This is a genomic window from Myxacorys chilensis (assembly GCF_059505265.1).
On sequence record NZ_JCACKG010000094.1, the window covers coordinates 206,205 to 223,350 of the forward strand.

The 17,146-nt window shown below is 48.6% G+C and carries 21 protein-coding genes; 10 read left to right on the forward strand and 11 right to left on the reverse strand.

Annotation, left to right across the window (positions count from 1 at the left end; genetic code table 11):
* Positions 1–85: 85 nt before the first annotated feature.
* Positions 86–268: a YqaE/Pmp3 family membrane protein gene (locus AC5JLB_RS07000; protein ID WP_495873117.1), complete on the reverse strand. Its 183-nt coding sequence runs from the start codon at positions 266–268 to the stop codon at positions 86–88.
* Positions 269–473: 205 nt separating this feature from the next.
* Here AC5JLB_RS07000 and AC5JLB_RS07005 point away from each other — a divergent pair, with 205 nt between their 5' ends.
* Positions 474–1,286 carry a sulfurtransferase gene (locus AC5JLB_RS07005; RefSeq protein ID WP_495873118.1) on the forward strand — a complete coding sequence of 271 codons (813 nt, stop codon included), beginning with the start codon at positions 474–476 and terminating at the stop codon, positions 1,284–1,286.
* 15 nt (positions 1,287–1,301) lie between these two features.
* Here the strand turns inward: AC5JLB_RS07005 and AC5JLB_RS07010 are convergent, their stop codons facing one another.
* Together AC5JLB_RS07010 and dnaK are read right to left on the reverse strand one after the other, a co-directional pair.
* Complete coding sequence (locus AC5JLB_RS07010; RefSeq protein ID WP_495873119.1) at positions 1,302–2,312, reverse strand: DnaJ C-terminal domain-containing protein; 1,011 nt, start codon at positions 2,310–2,312, stop codon at positions 1,302–1,304.
* 82 nt (positions 2,313–2,394) lie between these two features.
* Positions 2,395–5,277 carry a molecular chaperone DnaK gene (gene dnaK, locus AC5JLB_RS07015; RefSeq protein ID WP_495873120.1) on the reverse strand — a complete coding sequence of 961 codons (2,883 nt, stop codon included), beginning with the start codon at positions 5,275–5,277 and terminating at the stop codon, positions 2,395–2,397.
* Positions 5,278–5,653: 376 nt separating this feature from the next.
* Between dnaK and AC5JLB_RS07020 the strand changes: the two genes are divergently transcribed.
* The 3 genes from AC5JLB_RS07020 to AC5JLB_RS07030 all read left to right on the forward strand — a co-directional run bounded on the left by AC5JLB_RS07020 (position 5,654) and on the right by AC5JLB_RS07030 (position 7,394).
* Positions 5,654–6,094, forward strand: a complete 441-nt coding sequence (locus AC5JLB_RS07020) for a DUF29 domain-containing protein (RefSeq protein ID WP_495873121.1) — start codon at positions 5,654–5,656, stop codon at positions 6,092–6,094.
* A 242-nt stretch (positions 6,095–6,336) separates the two neighbouring features.
* Positions 6,337–6,903: a L,D-transpeptidase gene (locus AC5JLB_RS07025; RefSeq protein ID WP_495873122.1), complete on the forward strand. Its 567-nt coding sequence runs from the start codon at positions 6,337–6,339 to the stop codon at positions 6,901–6,903.
* A 29-nt stretch (positions 6,904–6,932) separates the two neighbouring features.
* Positions 6,933–7,394, forward strand: a complete 462-nt coding sequence (locus tag AC5JLB_RS07030) for a DUF2141 domain-containing protein (protein ID WP_495873123.1) — start codon at positions 6,933–6,935, stop codon at positions 7,392–7,394.
* Here AC5JLB_RS07030 and AC5JLB_RS07035 read toward each other — a convergent pair.
* A complete protein-coding gene (locus AC5JLB_RS07035) occupies positions 7,383–7,988 on the reverse strand; it encodes a DUF4126 domain-containing protein (RefSeq protein ID WP_495873124.1) in 606 nt (201 codons plus the stop codon). The two genes, AC5JLB_RS07030 and AC5JLB_RS07035, sit on opposite strands and share 12 nt — an antisense overlap.
* A gap of 150 nt (positions 7,989–8,138) precedes the next feature.
* Between AC5JLB_RS07035 and AC5JLB_RS07040 the strand changes: the two genes are divergently transcribed.
* Positions 8,139–8,537 carry a tetratricopeptide repeat protein gene (locus AC5JLB_RS07040; RefSeq protein WP_495873125.1) on the forward strand — a complete coding sequence of 133 codons (399 nt, stop codon included), beginning with the start codon at positions 8,139–8,141 and terminating at the stop codon, positions 8,535–8,537.
* 80 nt (positions 8,538–8,617) lie between these two features.
* On the opposite strand, the gene AC5JLB_RS07045 is transcribed toward AC5JLB_RS07040, so the two are convergent.
* Positions 8,618–9,202 carry a TetR/AcrR family transcriptional regulator gene (locus tag AC5JLB_RS07045; protein ID WP_495873126.1) on the reverse strand — a complete coding sequence of 195 codons (585 nt, stop codon included), beginning with the start codon at positions 9,200–9,202 and terminating at the stop codon, positions 8,618–8,620.
* Positions 9,203–9,326: 124 nt separating this feature from the next.
* Here AC5JLB_RS07045 and AC5JLB_RS07050 point away from each other — a divergent pair, with 124 nt between their 5' ends.
* Complete coding sequence (locus AC5JLB_RS07050) at positions 9,327–9,803, forward strand: GNAT family N-acetyltransferase (RefSeq protein ID WP_495873127.1); 477 nt, start codon at positions 9,327–9,329, stop codon at positions 9,801–9,803.
* A 222-nt stretch (positions 9,804–10,025) separates the two neighbouring features.
* Here AC5JLB_RS07050 and AC5JLB_RS07055 read toward each other — a convergent pair whose 3' ends face one another.
* Both AC5JLB_RS07055 and AC5JLB_RS07060 read right to left on the reverse strand, forming a co-directional pair.
* Positions 10,026–10,775, reverse strand: coding sequence for an SDR family oxidoreductase (locus AC5JLB_RS07055; protein ID WP_495873128.1), 750 nt, complete (start codon positions 10,773–10,775; stop codon positions 10,026–10,028).
* Positions 10,776–10,838: 63 nt separating this feature from the next.
* A complete protein-coding gene (locus AC5JLB_RS07060; protein ID WP_495873129.1) occupies positions 10,839–11,429 on the reverse strand; it encodes a TetR/AcrR family transcriptional regulator in 591 nt (196 codons plus the stop codon).
* 52 nt (positions 11,430–11,481) lie between these two features.
* Between AC5JLB_RS07060 and AC5JLB_RS07065 the strand changes: the two genes are divergently transcribed.
* Positions 11,482–11,868: a nuclear transport factor 2 family protein gene (locus AC5JLB_RS07065; RefSeq protein ID WP_495873130.1), complete on the forward strand. Its 387-nt coding sequence runs from the start codon at positions 11,482–11,484 to the stop codon at positions 11,866–11,868.
* Positions 11,869–11,966: 98 nt separating this feature from the next.
* Here AC5JLB_RS07065 and AC5JLB_RS07070 read toward each other — a convergent pair whose 3' ends face one another.
* Genes AC5JLB_RS07070 through AC5JLB_RS07080 form a run of 3 tightly spaced genes read right to left on the reverse strand, consistent with a single transcriptional unit; the run spans position 11,967 to position 14,355 of the window.
* Entirely contained in the window at positions 11,967–13,103 is a 1,137-nt protein-coding gene (locus AC5JLB_RS07070; protein WP_495873131.1) for a DUF4350 domain-containing protein, read from the reverse strand.
* On the reverse strand, positions 13,087–13,719 hold the full coding sequence (locus AC5JLB_RS07075) for a DUF4129 domain-containing protein (protein WP_495873132.1): 633 nt from the start codon (positions 13,717–13,719) through the stop codon (positions 13,087–13,089). Before AC5JLB_RS07075 ends, AC5JLB_RS07070 begins: the two co-directional genes overlap by 17 nt.
* Positions 13,720–13,743: 24 nt before the next feature.
* Complete coding sequence (locus AC5JLB_RS07080; RefSeq protein WP_495873133.1) at positions 13,744–14,355, reverse strand: CPP1-like family protein; 612 nt, start codon at positions 14,353–14,355, stop codon at positions 13,744–13,746.
* Between the two features lie 361 nt (positions 14,356–14,716).
* Here AC5JLB_RS07080 and AC5JLB_RS07085 point away from each other — a divergent pair, with 361 nt between their 5' ends.
* From AC5JLB_RS07085 to AC5JLB_RS07095, 3 genes are all read left to right on the forward strand, one after another.
* Positions 14,717–15,418 (forward strand): response regulator transcription factor, encoded by a 702-nt coding sequence (locus AC5JLB_RS07085; RefSeq protein ID WP_495873134.1) that lies wholly within the window; start codon positions 14,717–14,719, stop codon positions 15,416–15,418.
* Positions 15,419–15,553: 135 nt separating this feature from the next.
* Positions 15,554–15,838, forward strand: coding sequence for a Uma2 family endonuclease (locus AC5JLB_RS07090; RefSeq protein WP_495873135.1), 285 nt, complete (start codon positions 15,554–15,556; stop codon positions 15,836–15,838).
* Positions 15,823–16,119, forward strand: coding sequence for a Uma2 family endonuclease (locus tag AC5JLB_RS07095; protein ID WP_495873136.1), 297 nt, complete (start codon positions 15,823–15,825; stop codon positions 16,117–16,119). Before AC5JLB_RS07090 ends, AC5JLB_RS07095 begins: the two co-directional genes overlap by 16 nt.
* A 4-nt stretch (positions 16,120–16,123) precedes the next feature.
* Here AC5JLB_RS07095 and AC5JLB_RS07100 read toward each other — a convergent pair whose 3' ends face one another.
* Complete coding sequence (locus AC5JLB_RS07100; protein ID WP_495873137.1) at positions 16,124–17,041, reverse strand: histone deacetylase family protein; 918 nt, start codon at positions 17,039–17,041, stop codon at positions 16,124–16,126.
* Positions 17,042–17,146 lie beyond the last annotated feature (105 nt).

Consider the following 17,146-nt stretch of genomic DNA (forward strand, 5'->3'; position numbering starts at 1 on the left):
TTCTTCTTTGATTGAAGGTAGGTGTGCATTACCAAAAAAGCCTCTCGATCCAAGGATCGAGAGGCTTTTCTAATTTAGTAAAACCTTAGTAAACGCCTTCCCGTCGCTCTTCTGTTTTTTGAATTAGCCAAAGGGCGTGAATAATACCCGGAACCCAGCCTAGAGCAGTTAGAAGAACACTAACAATTAAGCCTGTGCTAATGCCTGTAGTCAGAAACACAGCCAGGGGCGGAAGCAAAATAGCCGATACAAGACGTAAAAATTTCATAGGATTTCTCTAACGCATTCGTTTTATACAACATGCTTCAATTCTCATCAATCTACGATCGCATAGCTTCTCTCTTTAGACAGGATCAAACTTCATTTGCAGGTTTGATCAGGAGTGAAAGCTTCAAGGCTGACTCGCCCGTGAGATAGAGTAGAGGCTGTGCCATTGGCTTTGCCAAGCACCTTAAAACTGAAAGATAGAGATCATGATCAGCCAGTCTCCAATTGTTTCTGCCAAATGGCTCCAAGAAAACTTAGCTCAAGTCGTTGTAATCGACTGTCGCTTTGCTTTGATGGAGCCGACACTCGGAGGGCAACAGTACGAAGCGGAGCATATTCCAGGAGCCTACTATTTAGATCTCGATCAGGATTTATCGAGCGCAGTTCAAAAACATGGCGGACGGCATCCGTTACCAGATCCGAAAAAGCTAAGTGCCAAACTTTCTGCAATGGGCATTACCGACTCTAACTTGGTCGTTGCCTACGATGATTCTCGGTTTGCATTCGCAGCTCGGTTGTGGTGGCTATTGCGATATTTAGGTCATGACCGCGCTGCCGTTTTAGATGGCGGATTCCAAGCTTGGAAAGCAGCAGGAGGCGCAGTCACTCTTGACATTCCACCCCAGACATCAGGAAGATTCATCCCAAGTCCCCGTCCTGACTGGGTTGTAGACATAGAAGCAGTGAAAGCCAAAAAGGACTCCCCTGTTGTTGCATTAGTCGATTCTCGCGAACCAGAACGTTATCGAGGAGAGCGAGAGCCAATCGACCCGATCGCAGGTCACATTCCGGGTGCAGTCAATTATCCTTGGCAAGAGGTAACGACCGAGCAAGGGTATTTGAAGTCAGATGATCAATTGCGCGATCGCTGGTCAGATCTTCAGTCCGCAGAAGAAATTTTAGTCTACTGCGGTTCGGGTGTTTCAGCCTGCGTTAATTTGCTTTCTCTTGCCGCGATCAATCGAGACGGTAAGCTGTACGGCGGGAGCTGGAGTGATTGGTGTTCTTATCAACTGTGACTCTTCTATCAGAAATTATTGAATCAAATTCTGACGGGGATTGAAGGTTTCAAACTGGCGTAATTTTTCGTATAACTCACGCTCTTGCTCGGTTAGTTCTTTCGGAAACGCAATCTGAATTTCAACAATCTGGTCGCCTCGAGTGATTCCATCTTCTGAAGTACTTGCGACTGGGTAGCCTTTATTCGCTAATCGCAGCCGTTGCCCCGATCGTACCCCCGCCGGAATATTCATTTTCACCATGCCATCCAATGTTGGCACCTCGATTGCGCCACCTAGCACCGCTTCACTGGGCGTGATCGGCAGTTGACACACGATGTCGGCATCCTCAACTTTGAAAAAAGAATGGGGAGAAACTTCAATTTTTAGATACAGATCGCCGCCGTTTACCCCCTGTCCTTTCAGCCGAACGCGTTGACCTGACACCATTCCGGACGGCATATTAACTTCTAGCGATCGCCCGTCTTCTAGGCGAATTCGCTCTCGCCCACCTGCGTAGGCTTTTTCTAGGGGAACCGTTAACCTGGCTTCCGCATCCCGACGAGCAGGCGGACGAGGGGTGCTGACGGTATAACTCGTTTTGCTCGTGCCCGGACGAAAAACATCTTCCACTGGCGCGCGGGGCGGTTCACGGCGAGGGGCAGTTCTGGTTGTAGTTGTAGTTGTAGTTCGTGGGGATGCGGTAGAACTGGCAGAAGTCCGGCTTAAAAACTGATCGAAGAAGTCATTGAAGTTGCGAAACGCGCCAAAATCGACCTCTCCCCCTCGTCCGTTCCGTCCATTCTTCTGAAACCCGCGCTGCTGCCAAAAATTTCCATATTGGTCATACTGCGATCGCTTTGCTACATCCGATAGCACGGCATACGCCTCACTGAGGTCTTTAAATTTTTCCTCAGCCGCTTTGTCACCTTGATTGACATCGGGATGATATTGTCTCGCAAGCCGACGGTAGGAGCGCTTGATCTCGTCCATTGACGCATCTCTAGCAACTTCTAAGATTTCATAATAGTTACGGAAATTTTGCATAGAGCGTGGTTAGAAATAGAGCATGAGTGCAGAGCGAAGACTGAAAGAATACCTCACTTCTTCGCTCTGCACTCACTTTTTTTTACAGCCAATCGTCTTCGTCATCCCAGTTATCTTGAGCGTAGTTGGGACGAGCGGGACGTTTTTTAGAGGAATCGCTACGATTGGCTCTGCCAAAGTCTGGAGCATCAGGTGAGCGGCGGCTGCCAATTTCAGGTCGACTGGACGAGTAACCAGAACCATTATCGCGTCGAGGAGCATCTAGATCTGGATTTCGGCGGGGAGGATCTTGTCTCGGTGAGCCGTAGTTCTGCTGAGAACCACGACTGGCTCCGCCAAACTCCGCCGGATCATAGAAATCAGAATCGCGCCGAGTCCCGTTACCTCGGTTTCTAGAAGTATCTCGACTGCCGTAAGGATCTTGTGAAGGGGTGCGATTGGCTCCGCCAAACTCCGCAGGATCATCGCCATAAGACGGAGCGCTGTAGGGGTCTCGGCTTCTAGAGCGGTCTGGATTCGCGTATGGATCGCGGCTAGTTGAGGGGCGATTAGCTCTGCCCAACTCCGTCGAATCGTAGGAGTCGCGGTTTATATCACGATTGGCTCTGCCCAATGAAGAATCGCGGCCTCTAGAGGAGTCTGAATTGGCATACGGGTCACGACTGGCTGGAGGACGATTGGTTCTGCCAAACTCCGCAGGATCATTGTATGGATCTTGATATGGATCTCGATTCGGCGAAGTTTGACCGCTGTAAGGATCGCGACTAGCTCCGCCAAGCTCTGAAGAATCATAGCGATCGTTGGGTACACCATCGAAGGAATCACGCCTACTATCATTCTGGCTATAGCTATCCCGACCATAGCTATCTCGACTAGCAGCAGCATTATCGCGATCGCGGCTACTGCTATCCCGTCCATAGGTGTAGTTGTCGCGCCCGTAGGTATAGTTATCACGTCCGTAACTATTGTTATCACGTCCGTAGTTACCTTGCCCATAGCTACCTTGCCCATAGCTACTTTGTCCGGCATTCCAGTAATCACGAGATGACCCATAAGGATCACGAGGTTCGGGGTAGTAGTAATCTTCGTCGTCTTCGAGGAAAAAGTTTTTGATCGACTCGAAGAAGCCGCCTTCGCCTTCATCAAGTTTGGTCTGTTGATAGACCTCACGATTGAGATCGTACAGAGCATCTTTGAGATCTGCCTCAGCAATGTCTACGCCGCGATCGTCGTTGTTTGCCAATGCTTCTCGGAGGCGCTGCACTTGCGGTTCAATACGATTGCGATAGGGGCTCACAAACGTCATGCCGAAGTCAAGCGTTGCTTCTCGCAGTTGACGCTCAGCTTGAAAGGTCAGCGCTTCTGCTCGATTTCGCTTCTCAACTTTTTCTTTACGGAGCCGATCGATTTCGGCATATTCTTCAGCGCTGCGAATCATTTGCCGGATTTCATCTTCGCTCAGATTCGATGCACCTTGAATGGTAATACTCTGCTCGCGCCCGGTGGTGCGATCCATCGCGGTAACTTGCAGAATGCCGTTAGCGTCTACATCAAATGACACTTGAATTTGCGGAATTCCACGCGGTGCCGGTGGAATGCCCATCAGCTTGAAGCGCCCCAGCGATTTGTTACCCGATGCCATCTCCCGTTCGCCTTGCAGAACGTGGACTTCGACCATCGTTTGGTTATCTTCTGATGTTGAGAAGGTGTCGGATCGGCGAGTAGGAATCGTTGTGCCGCGTGGAATCAGCTTTTTCATCACGCCGCCGATCGTTTCTAAGCCAACCGAAATTGGGGTCACATCGAGCAACAAAATGTCCTTTAAATCGCCCGCTAAAATCCCAGCTTGAATTGCGGCTCCGACAGCAACGACTTCATCAGGATTGACATTCTGATTTGGTTCGAGATTGATCAGCGATCGCACGACTTCTTGCACCATCGGAATTCGGGTCGAACCGCCGACTAGCACCACTTCATCAATATCATCGGGCATCATTTCGGCATCGCGAAACGCTTGACGCAGAGGACCCCGCAAACGGCTCAAGAGATCACCACACAATCCCTCAAACTGCGATCGCGTCATCCGGGTTTCTAAATGCTTGGGACCGTCTTCTGTTGCGGTAATAAACGGCAAATTAATGGCAGTTACACTAACTCCGGAAAGCTCAATCTTCGCTTTCTCTGCAGCTTCGGTGAGACGCTGCAGCGCTTGACGATCTTTGCGTAAATCAATGCCTTCTTGCTCTAAGAACTGCTCTGCCAGCCAATCGACAATTTTATTATCAAAGTCATTGCCGCCCAGCTGTGTGTCACCGCTCGTGCCTCTGACTTCAAAGACACCATCGCCCACATCTAGAATCGAGACATCAAACGTACCGCCACCTAGATCAAACACAAGAATTGTTTCTTGACTGACGCGATCGAGACCGTAAGCTAACGAGGCAGCTGTCGGTTCATTCAAAATCCGCTTCACATCGAGTCCGGCAATCCGTCCAGCATCGCGGGTCGCTTGGCGCTGAGAATCATTAAAGTAGGCGGGCACAGTGATTACTGCCCCGGTCACGGGTTCTCCCAAATAGCGAGTAGCTTCATCGGCTAACTTCTTGAGAACCAGAGCCGAGATCTCTTCAGGCGAAAAGTCGCGATTGAGGCGAGGGCATTTGATTCGGATGTTGCCCGCCTCGTCTTTGCGGATCGTATAAGGAACTCGCTTCGATTCGGGCGAAAGTTCGGCGTATTTGCGCCCCACAAAGCGCTTCACTGCAAAAAATGTATTTTGCGGATCAAGGACGGCTTGCCGTCTAGCGAGTTGCCCCACCATCCGTTCTTCGTCTTTGCTGACAGCAACCACGGAAGGAGTTGTCCGCGTGCCTTCTGCGTTGGCGATGACCACTGGCTTCCCGCCCTCCATGACCGCCACCACCGAGTTTGTAGTTCCCAGGTCAATACCAACGACTCTGCCCATGTTCTTTGCTGAAGCTAATGTTGAGAATTGCTGGATTCATTCTATCTTGCTAGGGCAAGAGGGGATAAGAAAAGGAATGAGGGATGCCTCCGATTATGCTTTACAAGTAGAGGGAACGGAGTGTCGGAGCATCACTTTTGCAAAGAAATTGTTCACTAGAAGATGATAAATGTAGACGCCTGAAGCATAAAGTCTTACACGGTTGCCTTAGCCTTCTCACTCTAAGTTTCTCTGTACAGCTTGGTAGAGCAATACATTGTCAGGCTGATCATTCTGTCAAGCTAAAAATCTCAAGGTAAAATTGTCGCACAGTCTTACATTAAACAAGCATTAGACAAAAAGCTTGACCCATTATCGGGCAGGGGAGCAACGACTAATGAGTAAAGCAACACTTTATGATCAAGATTTCCTGCAATGGACGCAACAACAAGCGGAGTACCTGCGGAATGGATGCTGGGCGGGGTTGGACGTTGAAAATTTGGCAGAGGAATTAGAAGCGTTGGGGCGTAGTGAACAGAGAGAACTTGGCAGCTACTTACAGATCCTTTTGATGCACCTACTTAAATGCCAGTATCAGCCTGAGCGAAGAACCAAAAGTTGGGATGATACCCTCTCTAACTGCCGGGACAAGATTCAAGATTGCTTGGAAGATACTCCTAGCTTGCAACGTTTTCTTCAAGACTCAGAGTGGGTGGAGAAGTATTACCGACGCGCTCGCCGAGATGCAGCGAGAGAAACGCAAAAGCCAGTGGCAACATTTCCAACTGAGTGCCCCTACCCGGTTGAGCAGGTTCTTGATGCAGATTTTTTAGTTTGACTTATCTTTTAGTCTATTTTCTATAGCGATTGAATCTGTCGTCGCGGTGGTTTAGTCAGCGGGTCACATCAATAAATACGTTGCTCTACACCAGAAGAATGATTCTTCGCAGCTTGTGATAGCGAAGCGCAGAAATGGGACATTCTATATCTAAGGAAAAGGCGGAAGAGAAAAGATCTTTGCCTTGCTCGAACAGGTGTGTTCCAACGATCTGTAGAAGGCTAAATTCATGATGTTTGGTTATGGTTCAGCGATCCTTCGGAGCTTGGCAAAGCCAGTCGCTTCTGATTCTCAGCATTCTTGTTTTAGGGCTAACACCTTGGGCAGCAGTGGCTCAGTCCTTGCCCGATTCACCCGTTGATGCTTCGCCTGCGGCTCCAAAAGATGCTTCGCCTGCGGGTCTAACAAATGATCAAAATCGAACGGTTCGGCTCGTGGTGAAGTTGAAAAAGCGGCGGGTCTATGTGTATGACGGTGAAACCGTAATTGCCAGCTACCCGGTTGCGATCGGTAGATCGGGTTGGGAAACTCCCGTCGGCGAACATCAGGTGCTTAATAAAGAAGTGAATCCTATTTTCACTAGTTTCAAGACGGGTAGTAAAATTCAACCCGGCTATGACAATCCGCTTGGGGTACGCTGGATTGGTATTTGGACAGACGGTAAAACTCAGATTGGGTTTCACGGCACAAATCAACCCGAGTCGATCGGGCAAGCGGTGTCACATGGTTGCCTTCGCATGTGGAATAAAGATGTGACCCAGCTATTTGAGCAGGTTGAGGTCGGAACACCAGTTTCTGTGCAACCCTAGTAGAAGTCACATCTTTTGCAAGGAGCGGTATGGCGAGGTCAGTTCAAATTGGTGCTGTTTTGCTAACTGTATTGAGTAGCTTGATGTCTGCCTCGCACGCGACAGCAGAGTCAACCAAACTGAAGGTCGAAGTCGATGGGTTGCGGAGTCAGCGGGGAAATATCTGCTACAGCATTTTCGCAAGCAAGCAAGGATTTCCCACCGAAACGACAAATGCGGTGCGAAATCAGTGCGTTAAAATCACGAACCGTTCGTTTGAAGTCGAGATTCAGAACCTTAAACCTGGGAATTATGCGATCGCGGTATTGCACGATGCCAATGGTGACAAACAAGCGAATCGAAACGGACTTGGCATTCCTACAGAAGGCTTTGGGTTCTCTAAAAATCCAGCGATTCGCTTAAGCGCTCCGAGCTTTTCGGAAACGGCGTTTCGAGTGGCAGGCGGATCAACCAAGGTTCAAATTCAGTTGAAATATCTGTTAGGAGGGTAAATCCGTTGGCTTGGCGCGACGAAATCGAGCGATTAGCTGCACAAGTTTGTAGAGCGCAAACCCTAACAGCGCAATCACTAGAACGCCAGCTAAGACAGGCACAGTAAAGGCTAATACCGATAGCGAAATAGACATTACTAGCTCTAACGCAGCAAAAATCGGATTAGCCAGTCCGCCTGAAGCGGTCGTTGATGTGCCTCGCAATAGATTTAGCAAACCTTTCGTCAGTCCAGCAGTTCCGCCGCCTGCAACAAGCGCAAGCGTCCACTGGATCAGCGGGTTCATGTCAGGTGCAACCGAGGCAGCAACCACTGTGCCTGCAATAACTGCCGCTGGAGTTGCAAGAACGTCCAAGGCGTGATCAAACCAGGGAATCGAGTAGCCCACCACTTCTAAAACCGAAGCGATCGCAAATAGCGTCAAGGCTTGAGGATTCTCAATCCAGTCAAAGTTTGGCGGCAAATCGTAGTGCCCTAATACCGATACGGCGCTCAGAGCAAGTAAGGGCACAAATACCCGAAAGCCAGAGGCAGCGCTGAGGCTGATTGCTAACATCAGTTCGATCAGAACGTGCGGATCAAGCAGTTGAGACACAAGACGTTTAGGCAAACTTCACTTTCAGTGTAAGAGACAAGACTAATCTCTACTACAGGCCAACCGAATCATATCGAGTAGAGGAATCTCCCCCAGACGAGGCAACCAGTTTCTCTCAAACTAAAAGCTATAGGGTTTAGAGGTAATGATATGAGTGCGGCGTCTTGGAATCAGCAGGGGTGTCAGCTTTGTGAGCAAGAACAGTACGGTGAGGCGATCGCGGCATTTGATCAGGCGATCGCGCTTGCTCCAAGTTTTGCGGAAGCCTGGAACAACCGAGGAAATGCGCTATCGGGTCTAAAGCGGTTTGCTGAGGCGCTGGGGTCGTACGATCGCGCGGTGCTGATGCAGCCTGATCACCATCAGGCCTGGTTTAACCGAGGATTGCTGCTTACCGAGATGCAGGCGTATGGCAATGCGCTGGAGTGCTTCGATCGAGCCATCGACCTTTATCCTGATCCGTGTTACCTACACGCTAGAGAATCCATTTGGCTTAAGAAAAAGCTGATTCCGATCTATCAGCAGAACGAATTCGCTCGTCGAGTCTAAGCCGCATGAGCGGTTAATTTAGTCGTTAGCTGTCTTCGTCTACGGGTGGTGGCAGTAGTTTAAAGCTTACTCGTCGATGTTCAGGATGATGCCAGTAAAGCATTGATATGTCGCCGCACAAGGTATTGTTGTTGCTCTGCCGAGAATTGCTCAGGGCAGATGATAATTCCAGTGCCAATGCCATCTACTAGGGCAACGAGTGCATTGGCTTCGAGGGTTAAATCAAGATCAGCTCGAATTAGATTAGCTGTTTGCAAATCAGCTAACTCTTGAGAAATAATTTGCCGTAAAAAGTCATAGCGTTTTCGGTGCTCCTGAACTAGGTGTTCGCGCCCGATCGAGTAGCCCAAAAACGCTACCCAAACTTTCCAATCAGCTTTATCACTGACCTCCAGAGGGAGAGCCATAAAAATCATCTGTTCTAGCCTGTCAATTCCTTGCCCTCTCTTGGTACAAGCTTTCATATCCTTTAGGACGTTTTCAAACACTTGTTCTAAAGCAAATAAGATGAGTTCTTCTTTATCTCGAAAGTAGTGGGTAACAACTCCGGTCGAGGAGCCAAGTTCCTGCGCGATCGCCCGCATACTGGTACGATCCAATCCCTCACGGACAATCACCCGCCATGCCGCATTAGCAACTTCAATACGTCGCTCCTCATAACTCATAGCTCTCCCTAGTTTGCAGCCACATAGAACAGTCATCTTGACATCTCATCATAACAGTTGTTATATTTTCATTACTACATAACAACTGTTGTAATATTTCCTCTTTTACATCCATGGAGTCGCTATGATTCGCTCAATCACGCCCGATGACACAGATACGCTGATTGTCTTAGCCGACTCTACCGAACTCTTTTCGTCCGACGAACTAGAGGAGTTGCGTCAAATGTTGACTGACTCGTTGAGCAAAGATGGCGACACTCATCCCTTCTGGATTACGGACGATGATGACGGACTTGTAGGATTAGCCTACTGCGAACCGGAACGAATGACCAGCGGGACATGGAACCTGCAATTGATTGCCGTCCACCCGACTCAGCAAAGACAAGGACGCGGTGCGAAACTGCTACTGTTTGTGGAGCAGATTTTGGCAGACCGGGGTGCACGGATCTTACTAGTTGAGACGATGGGTACGCCAGACTTTGAGCATGTGCGAGCGTTCTATCGAAAGAACGGTTACGACGAGGAAGCACTTATACGCGAGTTTTATGCAGAAGGGGCGGACAAGATTGTTTTCCGCAAGGCACTATCCAGTCAGGGGTAGTGAGCTTTTGCAGCGGACTAGCTATAGTCGCCAACTAGAAGCCATCCTTATGCAATTGCTCACTTTAAATTGCGTCTGATGCCAACCAGCTAACGTTTCGGTTGGAGCGAACTGCCGAGAGATCTTGGTAATGATGCCGAAGTTACCGAGGTGCGGCGATCGCTTTGAGCGTATACGGAACAAAACGATCGCACTTTAATTAAGTAATCGTGCAGCTTAGCCTCAAACGTTCATAAATCCGCCATCAATCACGAGATCTGCTGCTGTCATGTAAGATGACTCATCACTGGCGAGAAAAACGACACCAGCAGCAATCTCGACTGGGTTTCCAAATCGCCCTAATGGGGCAGATTGCTTAATATAATCACCAAAACTGTTGAGTGCTTCTGGTGGTAGTCCCATTTTGCTTTGAAAATTCGTAGGCACAAAACCAGGGCTAATCGCATTAACTCGGATCTGGCGAGATGCTAATTCAGCAGCCAACGATCGAGCCAACGATCGCACCGCTACTTTTGTGGCAAAGTACACACTTCCCATTGCTGCACCCTTCTCATGGACGGCTGATGCATTCAAGATAACGCTTGCTCCTTCATTTAGGGATTCAGCAAGCTTCTGCACCGTGAAAAATACACCTTTGACATTGACATCAAACTGGTTATCGTAGAATGCTTCATCAATGGCATTTAGGGGTGCAAACAATCCGATACCAGCATTCGCAAACAGAATATCCAGTCCATCAAATTCTGCTTTTACTCGTGCTGCCAACGATTCCAGGTCAGGTAGGGAGCGAACATCAGCTCGAACTGGAATCGCCGCTTCACCCAGCTCTTTTGCAGCAGCTTGCAAACGCTCCTCATTCTGCCCAGTAATGATGACTCGCGCTCCTTCTGCAACAAACTGTTTGGCAGTTTCAAATCCAATTCCAGTTGTGCCTCCGGTGATAACGGCTGTTTTATTTGCTAATCGTGCCATTGTGATTCCTCGCTTGTTAGTGACGATAACCTATACCGATTGGTCTAAGTTAAAGCAAAAAAATTAGACAGTTTTGAGCAGTGCCAGTGTTGCCTCTACAGTGCTGCGTAAAAGTACTTCATCTTCCAAGACTCGACCAATTAATGCCATGCCTTGTGTTGTACACAGCAGTAGGCGCGCGAGGTTGCGGGAACTAGCAGCCGTATTGATTTCGCCTGCTTTTTGAGCACGGTCGATCGCAATACAAAAAGCATCTTCCGTTGCTTGAAGGTGGTAACGCAAAATGGATGCAATTTCCACCTCATCTGTATCAAAGTCAGCAATATTAGTGCCCAACATGCAGCCTTGACTTCCGGGTAACGAATGTTGTTGCTGCAAGTGTTGGAGGACTTGTTCCAGGTTTTCCAACGGCGAACCTGGGGCTAGAAGCTGATCTCGGATGGCTTTCACCTCTGTCTGAGCATAGTGGTCTAACGCCTTAAGGAAGAGCGATCGCTTGTTGCCAAACGTGTCATAGAGACTCTTTTTACCGATTCCCATGTGTTCAAGCAGTTCAGCAAGGCTGGCTGCCTCATATCCTCGTGCCCAAAACACTTTCATTGCCTTTGCTAGGGCAACTTCAGGATCGAATTGTTTTTCAGGTCCTCTGCTCATGGTGGTATAGTAGCACTACTTATACCAAACGGTCAAAGTTTTGAGGCAGGCTATGACAAACCTCGAAATTATTCAGGAGTTGTATCAAGCTTTCCGTGAGAAGGATTATGATGCCTTTCTACGAATTTGCACACCTGATCTTGAATGGATTCAAAATGAAGGATTCCCGCGAGGGGCAACCCATCGAGGAGCCGAAGCAGTCGTCGAGGGGGTTTTCAAAGCATTTGATGACAACTGGGAATCGTGGTCGTTTGATATTGAACAGTATCTAGATGCAGGGAAAACTGTCATCGTTATTGGCAGTTATGCGGGTCGTAATCGTTCAACGGGTAAATCGTTCTGCTCTTCGGCAGCCCATGTGTATAATCTTTGTGATGGAAAAGTCTCTCGATTTCGACAGTTTACGGATATTAAGGTAATCTGGGACGCAATGAACTAATCGGTGGCGATCGCTGCATAACAATGCCCAGGCACACCGACCGTTGAAAGTCTACTGGTTATGACGCAAAGATTATCGGCGGCGGGTGATGGGCAACGTTAGAAGCGAGGGAGATGCTTTTTTATCTCTTGAACTCGACTGAGCCAAGCCAACAGATCTTGGGCACTAAAGTGCAAACCCCGCGGCAAAATTTGCTCTAACTCTTCTTCAGAGCGTCCGGTTTGCTGCATCCACGCCGATTTCAGCGTTGCGGTATCGACTAGCTGAGAATCGCTCAACCCTAACGCTTGCTGGATTCCAAGCTGTTCTTCGCGCCCAACCACATCAACAACGAACTCGCTACGATTCGCTTGATGCAATACTCCTGCTAATGCCTTGATGTAAGCACTGCTATTCTCAGTTGCCAACTCGGCTAGAGGCACAGGTTGCCCAAATCGACGATTACTCGCCCAGATTAGAACTAGCAGCAAAACGCTAGCTTGCACTGTAACCGGAAGCAACGGTGTTTTGAGCAGGTAGATGAACCAGTTCTGAGCATCTTCTCGTTTTGCAACTTCTGCTTCTTTGTATCCGTGCAGATACTCATCTACCCAAACGGTGTTACCGTTCTGTTTGACTAATTTTTCTAAAAACGCAAAATTTCCCGGTTCACCTTGATAGGCGTTAGCAGCCAGAAAGGGAGTGATTGAATAAATTACGCGACCTTTGCCGATCGCTGTTTCCCAAACGATCGTGCCATAGCGATCGCGCAACAGCGGTTTGCCTTTATAGAGCAACGTCTCACTATCATCTGCGATCGGTGACTTGTGATCGGTCCATTTCTCCCGTCGCCCCGTATCAATCCTGACGTTGCCCTCTTGAATTGTGGTGAAGGAAGCCTCCGTTGCGGATGGAGTGCCTGCTCCTAGAACAACCAGCGTGTTTCCCCGCTGCACCCATTCTCGTTCAGCATCGGACAAACTGAAGGGCAACCAGCCACTATTAACTTGCAAAAAGGTTGTTTTCGTACCCTTGCGAGAACTGACAAAGGCTTCAGAGGGCTTTTGCCAGCGACTAATGGGTGTTCCTTGGCGCTCCATATAGACAGACCACGCTCCATAGCCATCGGGCGCACGACTGAACGTAGAGCCACTGATTTGAGGATTGCTTTTAGGAGCGATAAATAGCGTTAAAAGAATGAGGGTTGCGATCGCAAGGCCTCCCGCCAGAATTCTTCGATCAATACGCTTCAGCACGCTTTCCTTCCTCATCTAAAGAATTGCGCTCAAGGTCGCTATAAGCTTGCTGACACTGATGAAAGACTTCGGCTGAAATGGTGGCATTGCTAAAGCAAAGCTGTTCATGAGTTCTGAGCAGCGTTTGATACGCGTGCGATCGCGGCAACAGTTGCACCAGATTCCAGTATTCGCGATCGGTGCGACTGGCTTGATGAGGAGCAAGTTTTGTATCGTTGAGTCGCTGTAGCGTGGCCATATAAAGGGCACGACAGGCTTCTCGGTAGTTTCCCTGCTGCTGAAACCGTTGAACCTCATGCATCCAAAAGGCGATCGTGCGATCGCGATCATGAGACTCTGCTTTGCGATCTAGCCGCTTAGAAAGCCTCAGACGGTTTGGATCAAAGTACGGGTTGAGCCATTGATACAGTTGCCAACCCAGCCACAAGACCAAGGCAGCTACAATCGCCCAAAACGCTCCTTGAAACAACCACATCGGGAAGCTCCACTGGGGCGCACTCGGAACGTTAGGGGCGTCAAATTTGGGAAAATGCAGCTCAATCCATTCGCCCACTCGCCACCAAAACTGCTGAAACTGCCAATCTAAACTATCTTTCTGGAATGTCCCCGCCGCCATCGCTTTGCTCTTCGTGAGGTGAAGCTATTTTGTGAAGCTGCTAACGAGCCACAGAATGAGGAACGTCACCAAGCTGATGAAGACATCATCTCGCGGTAGACCGGGTACATGCGGGAGAATCAGCCCGTATATCAGACCCCCGATCGCAAACCCCAGCACCAATCCTCCAACCCCTAGCAGCACGGCCCGCCCCAGCTTTTGCTCTTTTCGATAGATGAGGTAGAGCGTCGAACCCGTAGCGATCGCCATCGCCACTTGTAGCACAGAATCTACAGGGTAGAAATAAATAGCAGTCCCCATGGCTGCCAAGATACCACCCGGTAGGGCAATATCAACAGAACTGGGTGTATCAATGAAATTCTGTAGCCACTGAGACGATTTGGTAGGCGCAGGGGCCTGCGGCGGCGCGGTTGGTGCGGCCTTTTCTGGAAATCGAATTCCTTCTGGAACTTTTATCTTGCCTTCTTGTCGTAGACGCAGGCGATCCATTAAGACGGCATCGTAGGCAGCTTCAATCTCAGAAATCTTACGCTGATCCCCAGCTAGCTCTGCTACTAGCCGAGTCCGGGCGGTTTGGATTTCTTCAAACGAAGAACCTTCGGGAACACCAAGTTTTTCGTAGGGACTGTCGCTCATTCGCTGTTACTCCACCTTTTCCTGAAGGTTATGTCGCCTCACAGGTCATCGCACATGTGATTACACTTAGAGTCTAGACCATTAGAGTTTAGACGATGAATCTTTGGCTTTAGAAAGATTTGAGGGCCTTAAACAAAATTGTTTATTCTCTCGTATTTCTATTCTACTTTGCCAGCTTTTTTTACGAAAACCAGGGTAAGACTCGATATTTTCGTCAAAAGCTAAGGCATACTAATGCTGATGCTCAATATATCTCGTGTAATACAGAATATCCTGTGTCATACAGATAGACCTGGATACCCGAAGCTCCGCAAGTCCGACTGTCCTTCTCAATTCACGATCGCAGCGCAAAGTTATGGTCATGGCTCCAGCCAAGATACTCGTAGTTGACGATGACCCGGCTATCCGGAATCTCATTCACCGTTTTCTTTCTAAACAGAGTTACCAAATGGAATCTGCGGAGGACGGAAAAACGGCAATGGCCATGTTTGAGCAGTTCAATCCTGATTTAGTCATTTTGGATGTGAATTTGCCTGATGCTAATGGTTACAGCCTGTGTCAAGAGATGCAGAGCCGCACAAACGTTTTTGTGCTGATGCTAACCAGCCGAACGGATGAAGCCGATAAGCTCCGGGGCTTCGCTCAAGGTGCAGATGATTACATTACAAAGCCGTTTAGCTTAGGCGAACTTGGCGGGCGGGTTGGTGCAATTCTTAAGCGTCAGCGCATTGTGACAACAGCCGAGCAGCAGTGCTTGGTGTTTGACAAGCTGCTGATCGATCCAGTCCGGCGCGAAGTCAAGCTGAATGAAGATATTGTGCCCCTGACGGCATTAGAATTTGATTTGTTACATTTCTTAGCAAGTCATCCGGGCCGAGTTTGGCGTCGAGCTGAACTAATTCAGGAAGTTTGGGATTACGAATATGTGGGCGATCAGCGTGTAGTTGATGTTCATATTGGTCAGATCCGCAAAAAGATTGAAATCGATACGAGTCAGCCTGCTCTTATTCAAACTGTCCGTGGGGTTGGCTATAAGTTCGAGTCACCTACCGCCGTGAGTTAGCCCTATGAACCGTTGCAGTTCTCAATCCGCCGCCAAGCTTGGCGGCGGAATTGTTGTTTGTAGGTGTTGCTGCTTGTAAGTGTTGCTTTAGCCCTCTCGGTTTCAGCCCTATAGTGATATCAGGAGGCGTGTCTTATGGTTACAAATACGAAACGATTACTGACCTTTGAGGAATATTTTGCTTATGACGACGGTACTGACACTCGCTATGAACTGGTCGATGGAGAGCTAGTCGAGATGCCGCCAGAAAGCCCGTTGAACTGTAACATTGCTCGATTTCTATTTATACAGTTTGGTCAGCTTGTACCTTTCAATCGCATTTGCATGAAAGATACTGAAATCGAAGTGATGGGACGACGGGCAACAACTCGCTATTCTGACAGAAGAGTTAGAAAGCGCTCTACATGGTCAGAAACGTAGCACGATTACACGAGAAATGCCTTCACGCGCTAGTTGTAGAGGTTGTCTCACCTGGCAAGGAGAACCAGAATCGGGACTATCGCTACAAGCGTTCTGAGTATGCAGCAAGAGGAATTCTGGAGTACTGGATTGTTGATTCTGAAAAAGAACAGATTCTGGTATTGCTGCTAGTGGATGGGCTTTATGAGGAAACCGTTTTTACAGCAAATCAAACGCTCTCTTCTCTCACATTTCCAGCATTGAAGTTAAATGCAGAGCAGGTGCTTAGGGGAGGAGAATAACCATCTACAAGCGATATTGGCGGTAGACGTCACTGGCAGCGCGATGCACGAGAGAATGACGATAGACCAAAGCATCCATATCATCTGCGTAGCCACCTCCAATGACACACGCTACCGGGTAGCCTTGCGAAAGACAAGTTGTGAGGACTTGCATATCGCGACGAAATAATCCTGAATCAGTGAGGGCGAGTTTACCTAAGCGATCGCACGAATGCGGATCAACGCCAGCGTCATAAAATACGAGATCCGGCTTCTCCTGAGTCAGTAGATCTGGCAAATATTCTGCCAATGTCTGCAAATATTCGTCATCTTCCAGGCCTTCACGTAAGGGCACATCTAGATCGCTCTGCTGCTTTGTACCCGGAAAATTAATTTCACAATGCATGGAGAAGGTAAAGACGCTGGAATCATCTTGAAAGATGAAAGCGGTTCCGTCGCCTTGATGCACATCGAGATCGACGATGAGAATTTTTTGAGCAAGTCCGAGGGTTTGCACAACTCGAGGCGCGATCGCTAGATCATTAAAAATGCAAAACCCCGATCCGTAACTGGGAAACGCATGATGAGTGCCGCCTGCAGTGTTACACGCCAGTCCGCTCTCTAAGGCCAATTTAGCGGTGAGAACCGTTCCTCCAACAGCAACGCAGGTGCGATTTACAAGAGCTAGACTCCACGGTAATCCGATGCGCCGTTGAGCTTTCGGATCTAGTGTGCCTTCACAATAATCCTTCACATACTCAGACGTGTGAACGAGTTCAAGCCACTCTTGAGGCGATCGCTGTGGACAATGGAATTGTGATGCCGTTGCGACATCATCTACTAATAGCAACTCGTAAAGTTTCTTAAATTTTGACATTGGGAACCGATGATCCAATGACCAAGGCACAACGTAATCAGGGTGATAAATCAGCGGTAAATCCATTTAGTAATTCGACTGATATCTGTCTTTACTTTTGTAAATTAATCCCGTCAAATATTGCTGTTTGTAAGAGTTTCTAGAAGATCTTCAGCCTCATCCTTTAGACTG

What these genes read in the sequence shown, in the direction of transcription:
- AC5JLB_RS07060 (WP_495873129.1), bottom strand. Translation starts at nt 11,429, where the DNA reads ATGAGCAGAGGACCTGAAAAACAATTCGATCCTGAAGTTGCCCTAGCA.
- AC5JLB_RS07080 (WP_495873133.1), bottom strand. Translation starts at nt 14,355, where the DNA reads ATGAGCGACAGTCCCTACGAAAAACTTGGTGTTCCCGAAGGTTCTTCG.
- AC5JLB_RS07040 (WP_495873125.1), top strand. Translation starts at nt 8,139, where the DNA reads ATGAGTGCGGCGTCTTGGAATCAGCAGGGGTGTCAGCTTTGTGAGCAA.
- AC5JLB_RS07010 (WP_495873119.1), bottom strand. Translation starts at nt 2,312, where the DNA reads ATGCAAAATTTCCGTAACTATTATGAAATCTTAGAAGTTGCTAGAGAT.
- AC5JLB_RS07020 (WP_495873121.1), top strand. Translation starts at nt 5,654, where the DNA reads ATGAGTAAAGCAACACTTTATGATCAAGATTTCCTGCAATGGACGCAA.
- AC5JLB_RS07055 (WP_495873128.1), bottom strand. Translation starts at nt 10,775, where the DNA reads ATGGCACGATTAGCAAATAAAACAGCCGTTATCACCGGAGGCACAACT.
- AC5JLB_RS07045 (WP_495873126.1), bottom strand. Translation starts at nt 9,202, where the DNA reads ATGAGTTATGAGGAGCGACGTATTGAAGTTGCTAATGCGGCATGGCGG.
- AC5JLB_RS07100 (WP_495873137.1), bottom strand. Translation starts at nt 17,041, where the DNA reads ATGGATTTACCGCTGATTTATCACCCTGATTACGTTGTGCCTTGGTCA.
- AC5JLB_RS07090 (WP_495873135.1), top strand. Translation starts at nt 15,554, where the DNA reads ATGGTTACAAATACGAAACGATTACTGACCTTTGAGGAATATTTTGCT.
- dnaK (WP_495873120.1), bottom strand. Translation starts at nt 5,277, where the DNA reads ATGGGCAGAGTCGTTGGTATTGACCTGGGAACTACAAACTCGGTGGTG.
- AC5JLB_RS07030 (WP_495873123.1), top strand. Translation starts at nt 6,933, where the DNA reads ATGGCGAGGTCAGTTCAAATTGGTGCTGTTTTGCTAACTGTATTGAGT.
- AC5JLB_RS07025 (WP_495873122.1), top strand. Translation starts at nt 6,337, where the DNA reads ATGGTTCAGCGATCCTTCGGAGCTTGGCAAAGCCAGTCGCTTCTGATT.
- AC5JLB_RS07095 (WP_495873136.1), top strand. Translation starts at nt 15,823, where the DNA reads ATGGTCAGAAACGTAGCACGATTACACGAGAAATGCCTTCACGCGCTA.
- AC5JLB_RS07005 (WP_495873118.1), top strand. Translation starts at nt 474, where the DNA reads ATGATCAGCCAGTCTCCAATTGTTTCTGCCAAATGGCTCCAAGAAAAC.
- AC5JLB_RS07065 (WP_495873130.1), top strand. Translation starts at nt 11,482, where the DNA reads ATGACAAACCTCGAAATTATTCAGGAGTTGTATCAAGCTTTCCGTGAG.
- AC5JLB_RS07085 (WP_495873134.1), top strand. Translation starts at nt 14,717, where the DNA reads ATGGCTCCAGCCAAGATACTCGTAGTTGACGATGACCCGGCTATCCGG.
- AC5JLB_RS07000 (WP_495873117.1), bottom strand. Translation starts at nt 268, where the DNA reads ATGAAATTTTTACGTCTTGTATCGGCTATTTTGCTTCCGCCCCTGGCT.
- AC5JLB_RS07075 (WP_495873132.1), bottom strand. Translation starts at nt 13,719, where the DNA reads ATGGCGGCGGGGACATTCCAGAAAGATAGTTTAGATTGGCAGTTTCAG.
- AC5JLB_RS07050 (WP_495873127.1), top strand. Translation starts at nt 9,327, where the DNA reads ATGATTCGCTCAATCACGCCCGATGACACAGATACGCTGATTGTCTTA.